The 20,146-nt window shown below is 70.3% G+C and carries 17 protein-coding genes and 1 tRNA gene; 11 read left to right on the top strand and 7 right to left on the bottom strand.

The genetic code is table 11. The features are described from left to right. Positions 1 to 41 precede the first annotated feature (41 nt). Positions 42 to 115: transfer RNA gene (locus OG553_RS18325), tRNA-Pro, on the top strand. A 283-nt stretch (positions 116 to 398) separates the two neighbouring features. On the opposite strand, the gene OG553_RS18320 is transcribed toward OG553_RS18325, so the two are convergent. The 7 genes from OG553_RS18320 to OG553_RS18290 all read right to left on the bottom strand — a co-directional run bounded on the left by OG553_RS18320 (position 399) and on the right by OG553_RS18290 (position 8,071). Continuing rightward, positions 399 to 2,132 carry a type IV secretory system conjugative DNA transfer family protein gene (locus tag OG553_RS18320; protein ID WP_405980015.1) on the bottom strand — a complete coding sequence of 578 codons (1,734 nt, stop codon included), beginning with the start codon at positions 2,130 to 2,132 and terminating at the stop codon, positions 399 to 401. An 86-nt stretch (positions 2,133 to 2,218) separates the two neighbouring features. Beyond that, positions 2,219 to 4,273 carry a peptidoglycan DD-metalloendopeptidase family protein gene (locus OG553_RS18315; RefSeq protein WP_405980014.1) on the bottom strand — a complete coding sequence of 685 codons (2,055 nt, stop codon included), beginning with the start codon at positions 4,271 to 4,273 and terminating at the stop codon, positions 2,219 to 2,221. A 7-nt stretch (positions 4,274 to 4,280) separates the two neighbouring features. Then, positions 4,281 to 5,021, bottom strand: coding sequence for a hypothetical protein (locus tag OG553_RS18310; protein WP_405980013.1), 741 nt, complete (start codon positions 5,019 to 5,021; stop codon positions 4,281 to 4,283). A gap of 192 nt (positions 5,022 to 5,213) precedes the next feature. Further along, the gene (locus OG553_RS18305; protein ID WP_405980012.1) at positions 5,214 to 5,603 is read right to left on the bottom strand and encodes a DUF4913 domain-containing protein; all 390 of its coding nucleotides are present in this window, start codon (positions 5,601 to 5,603) and stop codon (positions 5,214 to 5,216) included. Beyond that, positions 5,600 to 6,943, bottom strand: coding sequence for a hypothetical protein (locus OG553_RS18300; protein ID WP_405980011.1), 1,344 nt, complete (start codon positions 6,941 to 6,943; stop codon positions 5,600 to 5,602). Before OG553_RS18300 ends, OG553_RS18305 begins: the two co-directional genes overlap by 4 nt. Then, positions 6,940 to 7,575 carry a hypothetical protein gene (locus OG553_RS18295; protein WP_405980010.1) on the bottom strand — a complete coding sequence of 212 codons (636 nt, stop codon included), beginning with the start codon at positions 7,573 to 7,575 and terminating at the stop codon, positions 6,940 to 6,942. Before OG553_RS18295 ends, OG553_RS18300 begins: the two co-directional genes overlap by 4 nt. A 40-nt stretch (positions 7,576 to 7,615) precedes the next feature. Then, positions 7,616 to 8,071: a hypothetical protein gene (locus tag OG553_RS18290; RefSeq protein ID WP_405980009.1), complete on the bottom strand. Its 456-nt coding sequence runs from the start codon at positions 8,069 to 8,071 to the stop codon at positions 7,616 to 7,618. Between the two features lie 272 nt (positions 8,072 to 8,343). On the opposite strand from OG553_RS18290, the gene OG553_RS18285 reads away from it, so the two are divergent. The 10 genes from OG553_RS18285 to OG553_RS18240 all read left to right on the top strand — a co-directional run bounded on the left by OG553_RS18285 (position 8,344) and on the right by OG553_RS18240 (position 19,971). After that, a complete protein-coding gene (locus OG553_RS18285; protein WP_405980008.1) occupies positions 8,344 to 10,020 on the top strand; it encodes a conjugal transfer protein in 1,677 nt (558 codons plus the stop codon). A gap of 82 nt (positions 10,021 to 10,102) precedes the next feature. Then, complete coding sequence (locus OG553_RS18280; RefSeq protein ID WP_405980007.1) at positions 10,103 to 10,363, top strand: hypothetical protein; 261 nt, start codon at positions 10,103 to 10,105, stop codon at positions 10,361 to 10,363. Positions 10,364 to 10,469: 106 nt separating this feature from the next. Then, positions 10,470 to 11,024 (top strand): hypothetical protein, encoded by a 555-nt coding sequence (locus OG553_RS18275; protein WP_405980006.1) that lies wholly within the window; start codon positions 10,470 to 10,472, stop codon positions 11,022 to 11,024. Between the two features lie 7 nt (positions 11,025 to 11,031). Next, positions 11,032 to 14,028, top strand: a complete 2,997-nt coding sequence (locus OG553_RS18270; RefSeq protein WP_405980005.1) for an ATP-binding protein — start codon at positions 11,032 to 11,034, stop codon at positions 14,026 to 14,028. A gap of 48 nt (positions 14,029 to 14,076) precedes the next feature. Next, positions 14,077 to 14,619 carry a hypothetical protein gene (locus OG553_RS18265; protein ID WP_405980004.1) on the top strand — a complete coding sequence of 181 codons (543 nt, stop codon included), beginning with the start codon at positions 14,077 to 14,079 and terminating at the stop codon, positions 14,617 to 14,619. Positions 14,620 to 14,676: 57 nt separating this feature from the next. Continuing rightward, the gene (locus OG553_RS18260) at positions 14,677 to 17,013 is read left to right on the top strand and encodes a hypothetical protein (protein ID WP_405980003.1); all 2,337 of its coding nucleotides are present in this window, start codon (positions 14,677 to 14,679) and stop codon (positions 17,011 to 17,013) included. Between the two features lie 12 nt (positions 17,014 to 17,025). Beyond that, positions 17,026 to 17,649: a hypothetical protein gene (locus OG553_RS18255; RefSeq protein ID WP_405980002.1), complete on the top strand. Its 624-nt coding sequence runs from the start codon at positions 17,026 to 17,028 to the stop codon at positions 17,647 to 17,649. A 29-nt stretch (positions 17,650 to 17,678) separates the two neighbouring features. Then, a complete protein-coding gene (locus OG553_RS18250; RefSeq protein ID WP_405980001.1) occupies positions 17,679 to 18,305 on the top strand; it encodes a hypothetical protein in 627 nt (208 codons plus the stop codon). Further along, the gene (locus tag OG553_RS18245; protein WP_405980000.1) at positions 18,302 to 19,357 is read left to right on the top strand and encodes a hypothetical protein; all 1,056 of its coding nucleotides are present in this window, start codon (positions 18,302 to 18,304) and stop codon (positions 19,355 to 19,357) included. The genes OG553_RS18250 and OG553_RS18245 overlap by 4 nt, the downstream gene beginning before the upstream one ends. Then, a complete protein-coding gene (locus OG553_RS18240; protein WP_405979999.1) occupies positions 19,354 to 19,971 on the top strand; it encodes a hypothetical protein in 618 nt (205 codons plus the stop codon). Before OG553_RS18245 ends, OG553_RS18240 begins: the two co-directional genes overlap by 4 nt. Positions 19,972 to 20,146 lie beyond the last annotated feature (175 nt).

The raw sequence follows: 20,146 nt of genomic DNA, 5'->3' as shown, positions 1-20,146 counted from the left end.
TAATCGATGTCGCCAGGACAGCAACACTTCAGGGCGACGATCGGGGTGTAGCGCAGCTTGGCAGCGCGCTTCGTTCGGGACGAAGAGGTCGTGGGTTCAAATCCCGCCACCCCGACTTCGTAAGACCAGGTCAAGGGCCTGATCCGCATCGCGGATCAGGCCCTTCCTGCGTTTTCGGTGATCGTTCGGGAGGGATCGGGGAGAAGATCTTGGTGGGGTGGCTCCCAAGGTCTGGGATGCGGTGCGGCCCGGAAACGGAGCCGCGGCGGCGGCCCTGAGGGCATCGCGTGCTCCCTCAGGGCCGCCGCCGGAACGCCTCCGAGCACGTGTCGAAGCCGTGGTCGTCGCGTGCGGCCGGGCTGCGGCGCCCGGCCGGGTTCAAGGTCTCCGGCGGGTGCTCAGGCGGCGCCGGGGTCGTACTTGGACAGGGAGGCCTTGACCTCGCGGGCGTGCGGGCCTTCCCACCAGGGGATCGTCTCCACCAGGACCGGCTTCGTGCCCGAGGCCAGGACGAGGGCGCGGCCGGGGGGCATCGAGCCCAAGTCGGATACCTGGAGGACGCGCTCGCGGCGGACCGACTCGTTCACCGTCCGGTTGCCGGACCAGCCGCCGTACTCCGACTCCTGGGTCGCGGAGTACTCGCGGAGCTCGTACTCGCCCGCCAGCTCCGAGAGGTCGCCGAGGAAACGGGTGTCGGAGACACCGCCGCCGTAGACCCTGATGTTCGCGGCGGACCAGAGCTTCTCCATGCCCCGGTCGCCCCACACCTCGACGCCCTGCGCCCAGGACTGGAGGATCGTCATCAGGACGATGCCGCGCGATCCGTAGTGCGAGTAGAGGTCGGGCAGGGCGCGCCAGCGGCAGACGTTCGCCGCCTCGTCCAGGACGCCGACCATCGGGAGCGACAGCCGGCCGCCCCGCTGGGTGGTGGCGAACTCCTCGGCCGCCTCGACGACGGCCACGGTCAGGGCCGTCACCAGCGGGCCCGCCGAGTCGCTGCCCTCGCGGGAGAGCGAGTAGAGGGTCGAGGCGGAACGGACGAACTCGTGGGGGTCGAACTCCGGGCGGTCGTCGGTCGGACCGAGTGGCGTCACCCAACGGTTGACCTCGGGGTTGATCAGGCAGGACGCCATCTGCTGGGCGACGCCGTAGATGCCGCTGCGCTGCTTGTCGGGAGCCGTGATGACCCCGTTCAGGGAGTCGGCGGGCATGACGTGCCCGGCGCCGCGCAGGATGCGCTCCGGGGTGTCGTCCTTCGGGTTGGACAGCCAGGTGTAGATCTGGGTGACGGGGGACTTGGCCGTCGCCGCCGCGAGCAGCAGGTTGGCGAGGAGGTCCTGGCCCGCCGGGTCGAAGTACGCGTCGGTGGAGGCGTCGGCGTCGCGCGAGCCCGAAGCGAAGTGGTCGGCCAGCTTACGGGCCTTGGCCACGTCGGTGACGTACGAGAGGGGGTTCCACCACCAGGTCGGCGGCTCCTGGGCCACCTGCTGCGGGTCGAAGACCCACACCTGCCCGCGGGCCTGGCGCGGTCCCCGCGTGCCGTCGACGATGTCCCGCTTGTTGGAGGTGACGAGCACCGCCCCCGGGGCGGCCAGGATCGCCGGGATGGCACGCCGGGTCGTCTTGCCGGTACGGGGGCCCCAGATGTCGACGTGCATGTCCTCGAAGGAGCCGAACAGGGGCTGACGGCCCTTCACCGAGCGGCCGATGAACACGCCGGGCACCTCGGCCTTCACCCCGAGGCGCGCCGCGGTCGCGGCCGCTCCCTTCATGGTGAGCTTGCCGAGGTCCGTCCCGTCGACCATGTGCTTGGCCGCGCGGTCCACGTCCGGCTTGTCGCGCAGCCACCGGCGTATGCGGTAGCCGGCGGTGATCAGGCCGGCGAGCAGCAGCGCCTCGGCGGCGGCGATCGCGCTGGCGGCGCCGCCGGGCCAGGAGTAGTCGCCCTTGGCCAGGGCGATGGCGAAGGAGAAGGGGTTGCCCGGGGGCTCCGGCTGGTCGGTGAACGCCGCGCCGAGGCGGGCCGCGAGCCAGGCGGCGGACAGGAGGGCCAGGACGCCGACGACGAGGAGGACGATCTCGATCGTCCAGTCGTCCTCGGCGCGCGGCTTCTTCTGTGGTTCTTGGGCCATGGTCAGGGCGTTCCTTCCGCCGGGCCCGGGGTGGACGTCGGCAACTCGTTCTGTCGGTGGTCCGGGGCGCCGTGCGCGCCGCTGGTCTAGGGGAAGCTTCCGGCCGTGGGCACCCGGTAGACGCCCGTGATCTCCCCCTGCCACTCCCAGGGGCTGAACTCGACGTTCTTGCCCACCCTCGGGGCGTGCAGGATCGTGTGCTTGGCAGGGTCCCAGACGACGCCGACGTGCTCCGAGGTGCGGCTTCCCGGGGCGCTGGGCCGGAAGAAGATCACGTCGCCCGGCTTGGCCTGGCTCAGTTCGACCTTGTACTTCTCGAGGTTGGGCTGCTGGTCGTAGGTGGTGTAGCCCAGGTTGATCTTGCCGCCGCTGGCTTGGTAGTACATCCACTGCGTGAAGCTGGAGCAGTCGAAGGACGTCGGGTGGTCGCCCTGGAGGCGGGGGGCGCCCCACTCGTAGGGCTTGCCGATGCCGCGCTGTGCCCAGCCGAGCGCCGCGCGGACGACGGTGTCGTCGACGTCGGGCAGGGGTCCGGTCGAGCCGGCGCCGTCCGGCGGGACGGCCGTGCCCTTGCCCCCCTCGGCGCAGTCGCGGTATTCGGCGTCCTTGCCGGTTCCGTTGCCTCCGGGAACGCCGCCGTAGTCGGGGCTGGCCGTGATCTTGCCTTCCAGCCATGCCGCCGGGTCGATCTCGCCCGGGCCGTTGTCCTGGCCGCTGCGGAAGGGGTCGTCGACGCCCGGCATCAGCACCTCCCAGTGGAGGTGCGCGCCGGTCACGTTGCCCGTTTCGCCGACCTTGCCGATCTGGTCGCCGCGCTTGACGGTGTCGCCCAACTTCACGGAGACGCTGCTCTGGTGGGCGTACAGGGTGATGACGCCGTTGGCGTGCTCGAGGCGCGTCTGGTTGCCGTACGCGCCGCCGCTGCTGACCTTGACGACCTTGCCGTCGGCCGGGGCGTAGATCGGGGTGCCGGTGGGCGCTTCCAGGTCGACCCCGGTGTGGTAGCCGAGGCTCCAGTGCGGTCCTTCCTGGTGGTACTTGGTGCCGAGCTTGTACGTGCCCTCCTTCATGGGCCACTGCCAGTCCTTGCCGCTGGTCGTCGCGGGCGGGTCGTCCGGGCGGAGCGGGGCCGCGAGCGGACGGGAGAAGCCCATCGGCGCCATGGCCGTCGTGGTGCCGCCCTGTCCGCCGCCCTCGAGGGGAGGGGTGGACCAGCTGCGGGGGCCCTTGGAGCGGATGCTCAGCGCCTCGTTCGGCTGGGCGTTGTTGCCGACGGGCTCGGGGATGTCCGAGGTCTGGCCCAGGACCGGGAAGGAAGGATTCTTCTCAACGGTGGTCTTCAGGTGCGCGTACCAGCGGTTGATCAGGTCCTTGTCGTCGGTGAGGGTGCCGCGGTAGCGGGCTGCCTGGGTGAGGACCACCCGGGGGTAGACGGTGTTGGTCTCCAGCGAGCCGGAGTAGCCGAGCAGCGCCTTCCAGGGGTTGCTCTCGGCCTTCAGAGCGTGCATGTAGTTGGCCGCGGCGAAGGCCAGGTCGTCGACGCCGTAGCGGTCCTTCTGGCCGTCGCCGTTGCCGTCCTCGCCGAATTGGCCCCAGGCCCAGTCCCCGAACTGCAGCAGGCCCTTGAAGCCGTAGCCGTTGTCGCCGCCGGGGGCCGCCGACTTGTCCTGGCCGTACCTCGTCTCCTGGTACATCTGCCCTGCGATGATCGTCCAGTCGAGGCCGTCGTAGCGGGCGGCCGCGCGCATCGAGGCGAGGATCATCTTCGGCGGTATCTCGTCGCGGGCGGTGTCGCTCGGCATGTACATCTTGCCCGCGGGCATGATCGGGTTCGTGGCCGCCTTGTCACTGGTGTTGCCGGCGCCCGCGTTCTCGCCGTAGCCGCCGCAAGCGGCCTGGGCGGCGCCGCCGCCGATGCCGCCTATGAGGGCCATGATCAGGAGTATGGCGACGAGGAGTACGCCGAGGGTCGGCATCGCACCGACGCCGGCGATGATCAGCGCCCACTTGAGGTTGTTGTTCTTCTTCTTTCCGCCGCCGCCCTTGCCGCCTTGTCCCGAGGCGACTTGGGCCGCGCTCTTGGCGGCCTTCGCCACCTTGGCGGCCTTCGACGCGGCCGCCAGTACGGCAGGAGCCACCACGGGCGCTTCACCCCTCCTTGGCCTCGGGCGCACCCACGTTGCCCAGGCCGTATATGTCGAAGCCGTTCACCTGCCACTTGCCGCCGCTCTTGCGCGCGCTCACCAGCCAGGTGTTGGTCTCGGTCTCGGTCTTGCGGCCGTCGCTCGAGCGGGTCGCGGTCAGTTCCACCACGCTCGAGATCGTCTGACCGCTGCCGCTCGTCAGTCCGTCGGCGATCAGCGCGTCACGGCGTACGAAGGCCTGCCCGGCGGAAGAGCACTTGCTCTGCTGGCATGCGGCCCAGGCCTTGTCGGTCGGCAGCGCGGTCCGCTTCTTCATCGTCTCGCCGCCGTCGGTGAGGGCCAGCAGACGGGGCGCCCAGGCGGCGTTGGCGTCGGTGTACTTGAAGGTGTTCAGGCCCGACATGTAGTCGGCCATCGCGCGGTGGGCCTCGTTCAGGTCGGCGGGCTGGACGATGGGGGGCACCCCGGGGGCCGGTCCGGACTGCGGCGCGGCGGCCCCGCCGGCGGAACCACCGCCCGGGCCCGTTCCGGTGCCCGGGCCCGTTCCGGTGCCCGTGCCCGTTCCGGTGCCCGTGCCCGTTCCGGTGCCCGTGCCCCGTGTGGCCGACGCCTTGGGCTTGGCGTCGGCCTCGGAGTCGTCCTCGCCGTCGAAGACGGTGAGCACGACGAGGCTGCCGACCAGCAGGACACCCAGTAGTGCCAGCGCCAGTACCGCACTTCGCTTGTTCTCGACAGGTGAGTCCACCGTCCCGGCCCTCCCTCAGTCAGGTCGCCGAGCCACCGTAGGTGGCGGGATGGCCGGACGTACCTGCGCTTTCCTCGTGGGGAAAGACGAGGAAAGCGCGGGGGGAGGGATGAGGAAAACGGCCTGGGTGGCCTGTGGTTGGCCGATGTGGGGAAACGGTGAGGAACCGCCTCGCGCTACCTCACCGTTCCCTCACAAGGGCTGTGCTTCGGGGTCGTACTCCTCCAGCGGCAGGGGGTCGAAGGGGTACGCGGTGTGTCCGCCGACCTTGGGCGAACAGGCCGCGAACGGGCCGAGGTCCGTGTCCATCAGCACGCGCAGGTGCGGATCGGCGTGGTGCAGCCACCAGGTCGACAGGCCGAGCGTGGGCTCCAGGCGCAGCTGTTCCCAGGCGAGCCAGAGCGCGGAGAGGCGCGCGCCGGCCTCTGGATGCTCCCACCAGCGGGGGCACCAGGTGGCGGAGGAACCGTTGAGCCGGCGGCGTACGGTCGGGGCGAGGAACTCCGTGACGAAGGCGAAGACGTCGGAGAAGAAGAGCTCGACCTCCTCGCCGGGGGCGGGGGCCTCTTCGGAGCGGTTCACTGTTCGATCCCTGGGGACTTGGGGGCGGCCTCGGCCGCAGGCGGGCCCCAGCCGTGCATTCCGGTGACGGCGGGGCCGGAGCGGGTCGGCCTCGTGAGGGTCCTGGGAAGGTCCGCACCCAGGACGAAGGACTGGCCGTGCACGACCACCCTGGGCTCGGGCTGCGGGGGCGCCGGCGCCTCGGGCGCCGGCTGCTCGGCCCCGGGCACCTTCGGCTCGGGCTGGGCGGGCGCGGGCTCCTGCACCTCGGGCTGTTCGGCACCGGGCTGTCGGGGCGTCGGCTCGGTCATTCCGGTTCGGGCCGGCTCGGGCTCGGTCAGCCCGGGCTCGGTCAGCCCGGGCTCGGTCAGCCCGGGCTCGGTCAGCCCGGGCTCGGTCAGCCCGGGCTCGGTCAGCCCGGGCTCGGTCAGCCCGGGCTCGGTGAGCCCGGGCTCGGTGAGCTCGGCCGGCGGCACCTCGAACTCGTCGTAGCTCTTGGCCCCGCTCAGCGTCGCGACCGCCGCTGCGTGCGCTTCCTTCAGGTGTTCGGGAACGTCGATGGCGTCGAGCTTGGCGGCGAAATCGGCGGGCGTCCTGTCGTCTCCCATCGCGTAGTCCTCCCGCCGTATCTGGCATCGAACGGCCGGGTCCGCCAGCAGGTCTCGCATCTCGGCCGGCAGATGCGGCGGGTGGGGGAAGTCCACCAGGAAGTCGACGTTCTCCCTGCCGACCCCCTCCGGTCCGAGGATCTGCTTCAGCTCGGCCGCACCGAGGACGGAGCGTTCACCTATCTCGGCCGCGAAGACCAGTACCTGGCCCTTGGCCGCCTCGGCATAACGCTCCGAGACGCGGGGCCAGAACTGCGCGATGGTCTTCTGCAAGTCGGCGGCGGGCACGCCGTAGTCCTCCGTGAGCACATCGGCCATGAAGCGGCTCCCCAGGTAGTACCCGTCCACCTGGCCCGCTGCCGGGGATTCCTCCAGAACCTGGTACCCACGTGTTTCGCCGCACGCCTGGGCCAGGAACCGGTGCTTTATCTCCCGGTCCATGCCCTTCGGCTGAGACTGCCAGGACCAGAGCGCACGGTCAGTACCCCGGGCCGGGTTGGTGACCTCCCCCTTCTCGGCGACCCTCAGGACGTAGGACATCAGGTCGGGGAGCTCGTTCTCACCCGCCGGCTCACGGCCTGCCTGCCGGTCGAGCTCCGCCTGTCGGTCGTGGTCCGCCTTCCGGTCCGCGAACATCCGGGCGACGATCTTGCGCGCGTCCGCGTGCGAGCGCGGCTCTCCGGCCTTGTGCCTGGCCTCAAGCCTCTGCGCGAGCTCGATCTCTTCCGGGGTGAGCGGTGCGACTTGGCTCACTGATCACCCGCGAGGAACTCGACCGGCGCGTACGCGCTCAGGGTGATGGCCGAGCCACCGGGGTGGTCGGTGGTCCAGCTCTGGAACGAGACCGACTGGGTCAGGACGATGTACGGCTGCCCGGGGACACCCGCGTTCGGCGCCCAGTACGCGAGCCGGAACGGGTTGCGGCTCAGCTCCCGTTCCTCGCGGTCCCGCCAGTACGTGGGGTGGGGAGGCTCCGGGAAGTCCGGGGAGTCCCACTGCCCGGACCAGGTCGGGGCGCCCAAGGCGCTCTCGGCGGCCTTGAGGTGGGCGGGCCACGCCTCCGCCGCGGCCGCGTGCACGTCAGGGTTCTCCTTCCCGGAGCCCGCTGCGACGTTCCACCCCTGGTGGCTGAGGCTCGCGAGGGGGCTCCAGTCGCTGCCCCACACCGCGTACGACGTCCAGTCCCCGCCGCTGCGCGTGCGGAGCCAGAGGCTGCGCTCGGTGGTCTGCGGCTCCCAGCCGTAGCGCCGGCACCACTCGTCGAACTCCCGGGTCCCGCCCTGTGGCGGGCCCGCCCACACCGACGGCCAGTCGTCGACGGCCGCCAGGTCCGTCAGCTCGGCCGTGAGGTCCTGCGGCGTCCGGCCGGTCGTCTCCGTCAGCATGTCGGGCTCCTTAGTCCGTGGTGGGTTTGACCGTATCTCGTCAGGACAGCAAGATCCCCAACACGAAAACGGCGACGGCGACGGCGCCCATGATGAGGCGGATCTTCGGGTCCTCCCGCTCCCACAGTTCGTGGACCACGGCCCAGCCGGTCAGACGCGCCGCGCGGCCGTTGTGGATGTTCCTGGCCCCTGTCGGCTCGTCAGGCTCCGCGTCTTCCCCGGACTCGTCGTCTTCGGATTCGTCCAGGACGCCCCCCGTCACCCCCTGCTGCTCCTGGGCGACCACCACCAGGCCCTCCAGCAGGTCGGGCATGGTGTGCGGGGTGAGGGGGTACGCGACCGTGCCGTGCGGGGTGTGCAGGCAGAGCTTCGCCTGCCAGGGGTTGCCCGGCTCGTAGCCGGAGATCCAGGCGTGCTCGGCCTCCACGACCGGCGCTTCAGGGCTCTCGGCGGCGGTGCCCGGGTCCTGCCACGGGTGAACCTTCTGCTCGCTCAACTCTGGTCCTTCGGGAGGTCGGGGACGGCTCCGTACCCGAAGCCCGGTCACAACCCGGCATTGTGACGGAGCCGCGGGCAGGTGCCCGCCCCGCCGGCCCCTCGGTTTTCCTCACAGGGATTCCTTATTTTTTCCTCACCTCTCCTCGCGAGGAAAAGCGGGAGGGGAATGTCAGCTCGATTTGCCACACTGCCGACGCACCTGGTCCCACCAGGGCCCGCCGCACGCCCGACCGGCGGACGGGGATCACACGCGGGGAGAGAACCGAGCCGATGACGGACCACAGCAGTTCCGCGGACGGGGTCGGCGAAGGCCTGAATGCCGGGCACCCCGCACAGCCCGGGGCCGCGCTCCCCGGACGGCAGGCGCCGGGTCCGCACGGTTCCCCGGCCGCGCCCCAGCTCTCAGCCGAGGCGGCACGCAGCCAGGTGGCCGCCGCGTGGGTGCGCGTGGCCCCGCAGTCCAACGTCCCGCCGGGCCAGGTACCGAGCCTTCCGCCGCGCGAGGACCGCCCCGCCGCGGAGTCGAAGAAGGACAAGCGGGAGCAGGCGAAGGCCGAACGCAAGGCCGAGTACGAACGCAAGAAGGCGGCGCGCAAAGCCGAGTACGAGAGCAAGAAGGCCGCGCGCGAGGCCCGCAAGGGCGGCGGGAAGGCGTCCCCGGCCCCCATGCCGGCCGCCGTCACCGCACCCGCTGCCGCCGCGGACCCGTCCGTCGCGGCCGCTGCCGGTGAGGACCCGTCCGTCCCGGCCGTGACCGCCCCCGCCGCCTCCGCCCGGAGCGGTACCAAGGGGCCGGACGCCCGGTTCGACGTGCCGCGCCCCGGAGGCCGTCTGCCCTCCAACGGCAAGGGCACGCACGTGGCCCTGCGCGCCACGCTCCTGATCACCGCCTGTGTCTTCGCGCTGGGATCCTGCGGTGTCACGGGCCTGGTCATCGGCAGGTCGTCCGTCACCGTGAAGCCCGCCGCCCTGGACGGCCAGGACCTGACCCGCTACCGGCTCACCGACTTCCCCGTCCAGTCGGCGGCGGTGTTCGCCGAGGAGTACGCCTCCCTCTGCATGACGTACTCGCCGGAGAACGCCGACAAGCGCCGCGAATCCCTCTCCCGCTACGTCTCGTCCGGCGTCGACCGCGAGTGCGGCTGGAACGGCAGGGGCAAGCAGCAGGTCAAGCAGGCGAGCTGGGACGGGACCGTCGAAGAGCTCCCCGAGTACGGGAAGAACGGCCGGTACCTCAACGTCCAGGTCACCTACACGGGCGGCCGCACCACCACGCTCTCCGTGCCGGTGTACGTCAAGGACCTCGCCGGGGCCTCCGGGCTGCGCGTCGTCGGCAACGTCGGCGAGATGCCCCTGCCCATCCGCGACACCGCGCCCACGCTGGAGAAGGGCGGGGAGGTCGTCGACCAGGAGCTCTCCAACCAGCTCAGGGACCAGGTCCTGGCCGGGTACTTCAAGGCGTGGGCCGCGTCCGACACCACCGCGCTGACCCGCTTCACCACCCCCGACGCCACGCCGGCGGCGGTCTCCGGGCTGGCCGGAGCGCTGACCGCACCGGTCGTCCAGGACGTCCAGGCGCTGGCCCCCGAGGGCACCGAGACGGGCAAGAAGATCACGTACGGCCAGGGCCAGGCGGTCCCGGCACGCGTGACGGTCGTCTGGGGCGGCGGAGGGGCCGACGACGCCAAGTCGGAGGTGACGCTGAAGCGCTCGTACCGGGTGACCGTGGTGAACACGGCTCAGGGCTGGTTCATCAAGGACATCCGCGGCGGCGTCATGGACCCGACGGGCGGCCGGGCGGACACGCCGGGCACGGCCTCCCCGAGCGCCACCCCGGCCTCCGGAGCGAGCGGCTCGCCCTCCCCGTCCGGCTCGGCCTCCCCGTCCGGTTCGGGTTCGCCCAGCCCGTCCGCGTCGCCCAAGCCAGCGGCTTCCAAGTCCCACTGACGCGCCATTCGGCAAGGCCTCGTACCGACCGCCTCGCATAACGCATCACCATCCGTACGCCCCTCAGAACGAAGGACACATCATGATCCTGGCAGCGACGACCCTCGACGGCATGTTCAAGACGATCCAGGGCATCCTCGGCACCCTGGGCGGCACGGTCGCGGCCTGCGCCCTCCTGATCCTCGGCATCCGGATGCTGCTGTCGATGAAGCGCGGCGACGGCATGCGCGAGGCCTTCCAGGGCTTCGGCATGATCGCGCTGGCCGCGTTCATCATCGGTGGCGCCGCCGGTCTCGCCGGCATGCTCATCAGCCTCGGCGAGCAGATCGGCGGTAAGGGCTGATCCCGGGAACGGGCCGCGACGAACGGCACCCGGCCCGCGACCGTAGACGTGCCGCCCGCGATCGCGGCGCGGAGCACGCAGCCACACCAGAGAGGGGGACCGACTGATGACGCAGGACACGCCGGACGCACCGGCGCCCATGGTCGCCTACGACCACACGGACCTGCTGAACCGGCCCAAGCGCATCTGGAACTGGGGCAACATCCCGCTTCCCGGTCTGCTCCTGCCCGCCCTGGGCGCGGCCTTCGGGTTCGGCGTGCTGTGGATCGTGGTGCTGCTGACGCTGTCGGCCCTCCTGCCCTTCCTGGGCCTGTCGCTCATCACGTCGGTCCTGTACCTGGGGCCGCCGGTCGGCGTCTACTTCGTCTGGGGCCGGCCGCTGCCCTCGGCACTCACCCTCAGCCAGCAGGTGGTGGTGTGGGCCGACTACTGGGTCCAGCCCAAGCGCCTGCAGGGCCTGGCCGCAGACCGCGAGCCGGAGGAGCTGCGCTGGCAGGTCATCCTCTGGCAGCCGCAGGCGGGCCGCTGGCACAAGCGGTACGACGCGGCGCTCGCGACGGCGGCCCGGCACGGCTCCTCGTACGCCGCCTCCGCCCCGTACCCGAGCGTGTCCTCGCCGAGCGCATTCGACGAGACCGCAGACTCCGAGACCGCAGGATGACTCCTCCATGTTCGTGCTGATCTTTTTTGGCGGGGCGGTCGCCTTCTTCCTGATCGCCATGCTCCTCGCGTTGACTTCCTCGAAGAAGAACGCCGGGGCGAAGAAGGGCGGTTCGGCCGACCGGGCCAAATCGGGCGGCTCCTCCTCCCGTGACCGGACCAAGCAGGCCAAGCGGCGCGAGGAGATGCGGCTGCCCTACCGGTACGCCGACGACATGATCTTCGTCCACGGTGACTCCGTCTGGACGGGCATCGCCCTGCCCACGGCCATCGACGAGTACCTCAACGCCGTCGAGCTCCAGGCCATGGCCGAGGCCCCGGCCCGCGCCCTGCTCAACCTCGCGCGCGGTGACCGCAACGTCGAGTGCCACTACCGCAAGGTGTACCGGCCGATCACCGCGCAGGACTGGGCCGAGCAGCTCAACGCCGTGGCCTGGGACCCGACGGAGAACTACAAGGCGTACAACTTCCGCAAGGCCGAGTACCAGGAGCGCATCGGCGCGCTGCGCGAGCGCAACATCCTGCTGGTCAAGCTGGGTTCGATGAAGCGGAAGTCCGGCAGCGACAGCGGGGTGCTCCCGGGCGGCGACGACCCGGTCGAGGAGTCGGGCGTCACCCGCTCCGTGCGGAACGCCGCCGACGTGGCGGCGGCCGGTGCCACGGGCGTGCACGACGAGTACCTGTCGCCGGAGCTGCTGGCCCAGTGGACCCAGGTCGCGCGCGAGGTCCACGAGAGCCTGGAGGGACTCGGCGGCACCCCGCTGAGCCGCGAGGAACTGGTCTGGCTGATCCGCAAGCCGCTCCACGGCGACCTGCCGATCCCCGCCGAGCCGGTGCTCGGCAGCCGCGCCTGGGGTCCCGACCAGTTCGACCTGGTCGTCGACTTCTCCGGCGAGAACCGCAAGACGCACATCGTGCTGCACCAGTACGACGAGATGACCGGCGAGCGGCGCACCGGCTACACGACCACTCTCGTCGCGGCCAGCTGGCCCACCGAGACCCGTTTCCGGCAGTCCACCGCGTGGGCGCGCTACGCGGCGCAGCACGTCGACTTCCCCGTCGAGATCGACATGCGGTTCACCCTCATCCCGTACCTGAAGTTCCAGGACCGGGCGAAGAAGATCAGCGGCAACCTCGTCGACGAGATGAACGACATGGCCAACTCCGGCCGTGCCCCCGGCACCCAGCTCGCCGCCCAGGTCACCCGTGCCCAGAACCTCGTCGACGACGTGGAGGAGCACAAGATGCCGGGCATGGAGGCGCAGATCCGCTTCACCATCTCCGCCCCCGACCTCGCCGAGCTGGAGCGCCGCCGCCGCGTCCTGGAGATGCAGTTCAAGCAGGACCTGAAGGTCACCCTGCTGCGCCCGAGCCGCCAGCAGTGGCGGCTGCTCCAGTCCCAGCTGCCGGGCGACGCGCCCAAGCTGCCCATCGCGCCGTACCTGCGCCTCCAGGAGGTCGAGCAGCTCGGCGCCGGGCTGCCCACCGCCGGCACCGAGCTGGGCGACAACCCGGAGCGCCGGTCGGGCAAGCAGCTCGGCTGGGTCGGCAACCTGGTCGGCTGGGCCGGCAAGACCCCGGTCCACTACTCGCTGCACGTCGGCCCCGCCCGCAACGACGGCGGTGGCGTGGCCATCGTCGGCGCCTCCGGCGGTGGCAAGTCGTCCCTGGCCCTGCAGAAGTTCTACGAGGAGTCGGAGTCGGGCGTCCGCTGCCTGGTCATCGACCCCAAGACCGACTTCGCCCAGCTCTGCTACTACCTGGCCTTCGGGTCCCAGGTCAACGACCCCGAGTTCCCCCTCGACGCCGAAGCGGGCCTCCTCGGGACCCCGGAGAGCCGCTTCCAGCCGGTCAACCCGGAGTTCTGGAGCGAGACCGAGGTCGTCGACCTCCTCAAGGGCCAGGCCGGCGTGCTCGACCCGTGGGTCGTCGCCCGCGACGTCCCCTCGGGCCGACTGCTCGCAGAAACGATGCTGCGCGGCTTCCTCGGGGACGAGGACTACCAGCGGGTGCGCCTGCCCGTCATCGAGGCCATGGCCACGGTGGTCGGCTGGTACAACTCCGCGATCCGGCAGGCCACCGAGCAGGGCCTGAGCGCCCGCGACGCCGAGCGGCAGGTGCCCCGGCCGACGCTGTGGCAGGTCGTCGACGAGGTCGTACGCGCCTATGACGAAGCGGTGGCGAGCGGGGACCGCGAGGCCGTCAAGGACCTCAAGCTCGCCCAGATGCTGCTCACCGAGCTGCGCACGCTGCCGTACGCGCGACTCGCCTTCGCGGAGGAGCCGCAGACGCTGTCCGCGATGCGCAAGCGCCGCACGGTGATCACCCTGCGCGGTTTCCAGACGCCGGCCTCCTCCGACCCGCGCAGCTGGAACCCGGCCGAGCGGCTGGCGGCGACCGCGCTCATGGCCGTCGTGGAGCTGGGCAGCCAGATGCTCGACGTCGGGTACGAGAAGAACCCGGTGACGGGCGAGGTGGGCCTGCGGCCCAAGGCGCTGTTCGTCGACGAGGCGTACGTCGTCACCGCGACCGAGAGCGGCCGCGACCTGATGCGGCGCGCGCTCAAGCAGGGCCGCTCCTACCTGGCGGTCATCGTCCTGATCACGCAGCAGGCCATCGACCTCGTGCAGATCGAGGACTCCGAGGCCCGCAGCGGTGGCGCCAACCAGATCCACACCGTCTTCGCCTTCAAGCAGAAGTCCGCCCAGGAGGCCTCGCTGGTCGCGCCGCTGCTCGGCCGGCCGGAGAGCGACACCAAGGTGTCCAACTCCCTCCAGGAGCTGCGGACGGGTGTCTGCCTCCAGCGGGACGTCGACAAGCGGGTCGGCACGGTCGCGGTGGACCTCGTCTTCCAGGAGATCCTCGCCGCCACCGACACCAACGGCACCACCCGCCCGGGCCGCCAGTCCGTCGACCCGCCGCTCAGCGTGCGGGACTGGACCTTCATGCAGGAGGCCGCCCGCGAGGAGAGGCCGGCCGAGGCGGAGCCGGCTGCCGCGCAGTAGCGGCGCCCCGCACCGAGACGATCCGACCGCCTCACCCAAGGAGACACCATGCGTTATTCCAAGACCTTCACCGCAGTGACCGTGGCCGTCGCGCTTACGGCACTGACCGGCTGCGGCGGGGAAGGGGGGGACAGTCCGCTGGCCGCCCTCGGCCTGCCGAAGGCGGATGACATCGCCGGCATCGAGAAACTGATCAACAAGAGTGGGACCTGCCGCGAGCTCGAGGCGGGCCACTTCGGCGCGGACGCCGACGAGCGCCTCAAAGAGCCGTCCTTCGCCGTCAAGGAGACGGCGACCTGCAAGGACGAGCGGGGAAAGCGCGCAACCCTGCTGCTCCTGTCCGACATGAAAAAGTTCCAGGAGGCGAATCAGAAGGCCCTGGCCGGTGACCCTGACTTCGACACGGGATATTTCGTCGGGCAGAACTTCGCTGTCCTCCCCGGTAGTGACGACGGGGCCAAGGACATGAGGCAGGCCGGGCTCTTCCTGATGTCCTGCAAGGCCAAGTTCAAGGCCGAGATACCGAGCGGTTACAAGGTGAACGAGGAACTGGTCAAGGGGTGCTTCGTGACCGACTACACCCCCTCCTAGTCCACAGGCCGTGCCAGCACCCGCCTCGTCCCTTGCGGAAACCCCAGAAGGAAGCCGATGTTCTTGCGCCGTAGCGCCAAGTCACGCGGAACTGCGATCAAAGGCCCGGCGTTCCGCGACCGGGTGAAGGGAGCCGGCCGGGCCGCCAGGGCCGGGATGTTCGTGATCCTCGCGCTGATCGCGCTCACGCTGGCGGCTCCGGGAACGGCGTCTGCGGACTTCTCGTGCAGCTTCACGGGGGACGACGCCTACTCATTGGACTCACCGGGAGCCAACGGCGAGGGGTGGTTCCCCGCCGTCAACCAGTGGGAGAACGAGGCCCAGCGTGCCAAGAACCTCAACGACACCACGGGCATGATCACCGACGCGGTGAACATGCCCGAAGCTGCCGACCGATACACCATGTACGAGCTCAACGCCATGCGCGGCATGAACTGGTCAGGCACTCAGCGAGACATCGGCGACGCCTCTCAGACCGATGCCAGAACGGACGCCAGCGGCGCCGACGACTGCGAGATCATGGATTTCGTCAACAACGGCATCGCGAACCTCGTCTTCGACGGAACGAAGATCCTGACACGAGTAGCCATATCGATCAAGGAATTCGCTTCCAATCCGAGCCCTCTCAGCGGGCTTTACACCGGACGCGACAACGTCGTGGACACGCTGAAGGTGAAGGTCTTCATCCCGGCCGTCCCCCTCATGATCATGCTCACCGGCATCTGGGTCTTCGGGAAGTGGCGTAAGGGTCAGATGCGTGAGGCCTGGTCCGGCGTCGGCTGGGCCGCGCTGACCACGATCGCAGTCGTGGCCCTCCTGACCGGCGGCAACTTCCGCAAGGTGATCGACGAGGCGGACACCGGAATCGCCGCGGCCAACAGCTATCTCACCGATGCGGTGCTCACCGGCACGGCGGACGAGATGCAGCCGCCCTGCGATCTCCCCTCCAACGCCCAGAACCGTGGTCTGCGCATTTCGAGTTGCGCCATGTACGACACGATGGCGTTCCGGCCCTGGGCACTGGGTCAGTTCGGCCCGGGCGGCACGAACTGCATCTTCAAGACGAAGGACGGCGGCAAGGTCGTCAACGGCACCTGCCGACCGGCCAGCACCTCCACCGAGTGCGACTACGGCAAGGGCGCTCGTTGTGAGGATCTGCGCGTTCGTCAGATGGTCTCGCAGTCCATGACCAATATCGACGTCGCGAACGGGGTGAGCACGGAGGACAAGTACAAGAAGGACTGGTACAGCGTCCGGCAGGACATGGCCGGCGGCAAGGGCGCCAACCAGGACAGCGAGGACCCGAAGAAGCGCGTCTACCCCGTCGCGTTCGACGAATGGGCCGGCCGCGACGCCGGAAACCGGATCGGGCTGGCCTTCTACTCCCTGGTCGCCGCGCTCATCATCGGCATCATGGTGATCGTGCTCAGCGCGCTCACACTGCTGTGGCACGCCGTCACCCTCATCATGATCATCATGCTGCCGCTGATCGCCACGATCGGCATCCACCCCTCCCAGCAGAAGCTGCTCAAGGGCTGGCTGCAGACGTTCATCCACAGCTTCGTGCTCCGGGCCGGCTTCGGCGTCATCCTCACGGTGCTCCTTGTGCTCTACCAGATGATCCTGCCCGCCAAGATCTCGCTCGGTATGCAGTTGCTGATGCTGCTGCTGGTCACGGTCTCCGTGGTGATGATGCTGAAGAAGCTGCTCGGGGGGGCCTACAGCCCGCAGATCGCCGGGGCGGTGGACTCCCTGGGCGTCGGGGACATGGCGAACACGGTGGGCGGCAAGTTGGCCCAGTACGGGTCCGGCGCAGCGACCGGCACGGCGAAGGTGACGGGCCGTGTCGCCGGAAAGGCCGCGGCCGGCACGGGGAAGGCCGCTGGAAGGGGCGTAATGGACGCCGTCCGGGGCTACGACAACAGGTGGAACGAAGGCCGGTGGCAGAAGGAAGGCAAGCTTTCCACCGCCCAGCCCTCCAAGCAGGAACAGCGCAAGACCGCGTACCGGACCGCAGAGGTCCAGAAGGACCAGTTCGAGGAGCAGTACGCGAAACTTGAGACCAAGCGGGCGCGGCAAGCCGCGGAAGCTGAGACGGCCCAGCTCACCGGTGGTCTCGTTGGCGGTGGTCTGGTGTCGGCCGCCGTACATCGGCCGCGGCCCGCACCGCCCCTGCCGACACCGGCCCCGGCGCCCGCACCCGCCCTTCCCCCTCAGCAGGGCCCCCCGCCCTCCACCGCGACGCGGGTCGCCGCGCCGGGTCCCCCGCCCGCGCGGCAGCAGCAGCGGCCGACGGAGCTCGCACCCCCGAGCACGCAGGCACCCCCGACACCGCCGATACAGCCCGCATCCCCGACACCGCGCGAAAACAACGGCCGGGTGACGGACCGCTAGAAAGGCCCGAGCATGGCAAGCGTCATCACCGACCACCCGCCGCAGGAGCTCGCCGTCGAGCTGGGCGCGCTCCTGCACGTGGACTGGCGTGCCGTGTGGCCCGGGGTACCGGACGGTGAGGCCGAGCGCGCCCAGTGGTGTGCGGGCTTCGGCTGGCAGCCGCTGTGGTCCCAGTCGGGCCTGTGGGTGCGTACGCCGCGGGGCGGCCGCCTGCACCTGGCCTCACGGGCCGGCCTCGGCCGGCCCGTGACCCGGGCGGCGTACACCGCCTGGAAGGCCACGGCGGCCGGGGACTCCGACGGCGAGGCCGTACTGGCGGTCGCCCTCGACCGGTACGCGGTCCACCTCGCCCGGATGACCGCCGTCTTGGGCGCACCCGGCTGGGAAGGCGCCTGGGACAGCCCGGACTTCCCGGAACCGCCCGCTCCGGGCCGGTGGGGCGACGCCGAGGAGCGGCGGGAGCTCCGGGCCCCGTACCGGCTGGCCCAGTGGAGGTACCCCAATCCGCTGGCCCCGGTGATCGTGCTCGCGCTGGACCTCCAGGAGGGCGGGTACTCGGGGGGTGGGACGATCTCTCTCACCTTCCACGGGCCGGCCGACCCGAAGGCCCTCGACGGCCCCGGTTGGCTGTTGTGACGTACGAGACGCGAGAAAGAGAGCACGACATGGGAACGCCCTTCGAACCGCCGGTGGACCGCACCCCGGAGGAACTCGTCACCGAGCTGCGGGGGCTGACCGACGTCCACTGGGAGACCGTCTGGAACGGCCCGCCGCTGCCCAGCCAGGGCCTGGACGAGTGGTGCGCCCAGTTCGGCTGGACGCCGACCCAGTTCGAGTACGTGCTCAACGTGGTCACGCGGACCGGGGGCACGATGACGCTGAACGCGCTGGGGGGCAGCTGGGCACCGGTGCACAGCCTCTCGTACTGGGTATGGGGCGCGTCGTCAGTCACCCCCGAGGGCAACGCCCGGGTGCTGACCGAGGCCGACGAGGCGTGGCCCCTCTACCGCGACACCGTGTCCTCGGTGCTCGGCGCACCGGCCTGGGACGGCGCCTGGGACTCGAAGGACTTCCCCGACGAGCTCGGAGAGTACGCCGTGCCCAAGCTGGAGAGCCGCCTGAAGTACAAGCGCCCCTACCGCATCGCCTACTGGGAGCTCGACGCTCCGGACGGCGCACTCGCCAGCCTGACCATCACCCCCGCGACGGGTACCGCCGACGGGTCCCGTCCCGGAGCGGTCAACATGAGCCTCGACGTGTATCCCCGTCCGTTGAAGGCCGGGCGACGGTGAGCCCGGAACCGATACCGGAACACATAGCGAAAGGCGCCTTGGCGCGGGCTCACGCCCGTGAGCTGGCAGCCAAGGACGCCCGGCTCGACCCGGACGCCGTGGCGGAGAGGATCTCGGCCTCCGCCGTGGCGGCAGGGCTGAAGGACATCGTGCTGGACGACGGCAAGTCGCTGCTGTCCAAGGAGAGGCAGTACATCGACGCCCTCGCGCGGGACAAGGCCAAGCTCACTCCGCCTGAAGGGACAAAGCCGATCAGCGCCTTCTGGTCGCACGGCCTCGAGCACCCGGACGCGCCAAAGAACGACAAGGGCTTGCACGTCCTGGCCCAGCGCTTCATCGCGGAGCAGTGGGCCGCCGAGCAGAACACGATCAGTGCCGGCTCAGCCCAAACCCTGGAGACGACCCAGGGCGGCCGGGAGCTAGATGGCATGTTCCTGTGGGAACCGGCGGTCATCCGGGCTCTCGGTGGTGAGAAGTCAGGCTTTCCCGAGGGCTATGCCAAGGCCAAATGGGACGATATCTCCGCGACGTACGGCGGGCTGGCCGAAGGCCGGGTGGTCGTCTTCGCTGACGTCGCCAACACCCGGGCGATCCTGCAGCAGAAGGAACTCGGCGCGCTCTGCGGGAACGAGAACGTCGGGCTGCACAACATCCATTTCGCGTACGAGCCTCCCCAGTCCTGGCCCGAGGTGACCCGGGCCGAGGCCGGTACGAACGCGGTGCGGGCCGTCGCGCAGTTCGACAACAAGGACCTGCCGCAGTACATCGACCCTCAGGGCTTCGCGGCCGACACCCCAGAGGCCCGCAAGGCGAAGATCGACAGTGTGATGGAGGCCGTGGCCCCGGCCCAGGCAGAGGCCCCCGCCGTCGAGGCGCCCGAGCAGCAGGCCACGTCGAAGCGCCTGCCGAGCCCGCTCTGGCAGATGGGCTTCCAGCAGCCGACCACCATCACCCGGCGCGAGACCGCTGGACCGGCCTCCGGAGCTGAGAACACGGGCGCTCCGGCCCTCGCTCTCCGCACCCCCGCCACAGGTATGGACGGTCCGGCATGACCCCTCGCCCCTCCCTCGACCCCCTCCGCCGCCTGCTCCGTCAGGAGCGCGACGACGCCTGGGCCGTGCGGCTGCTCCGCCGGATCGTCTTCGGCACCGCCGGCGCCTACACGCTCTTCCTCCTCGCCTCCTCCAGCATGGCCTCGTTCATCACGATGAGCGTGCTGCTGGCCCTCGCCGTCGGGGTCTGGCTGCTGCGCCGTCGCGGCCAGCTGCTGCTCGCGCTCGCCTCGACCGTCGTCACCGCCGCGATGACCGGCTACCTCGCGGCCGCGGGCGACATGGCACGGGGTTCCGCCGGCGGACTCCTCAGCGGCCAGGCGGTCTTCGGCTACTGGGCGCTCGGCGGTATGGCACTGCTGGGTGCCTGGATGCTCAAGCAGCCCCGGGGACGCCGCGGCATCACCGTCGTACTGGCCGACGTCCTGCTGATCGGCGCGTCCGGGGTCGGAATGCTCGCACCGCTCTTCGGTGTTCCCATCGGATTCCTCTGTGTCGTCGGGGTTCTGGTGGCCCGTAGCCGAGGCATTGCCGGTGCGAGCGGGAGCGAACGGAACGCGAGGCGTCGCGGCATTCTCCGGTTCGTAACAACTACTGCCCGAGACGTGCGGTGATGTGATGGATCATCGGTTCAGGTGTGTAATAAACGAACCACAACACATGGTTCGGCTTTGCCGTCCGCAATTGCCCTGTCTTAGAGTCCCCGTTGGCTATAGAGGACATCGGGGGACTTCTTCCATGACGAGGACAGCGCTGAGAACCCGGCTGGCAATGCTGCCGGCCACCACC

Source organism: Streptomyces sp. NBC_00158, from assembly GCF_045160885.1.
Lineage (GTDB): Bacteria > Actinomycetota > Actinomycetes > Streptomycetales > Streptomycetaceae > Streptomyces.
Note: the sequence above shows the minus strand (reverse complement) of the source record. Positions and strands in the feature narration are given on the sequence as shown.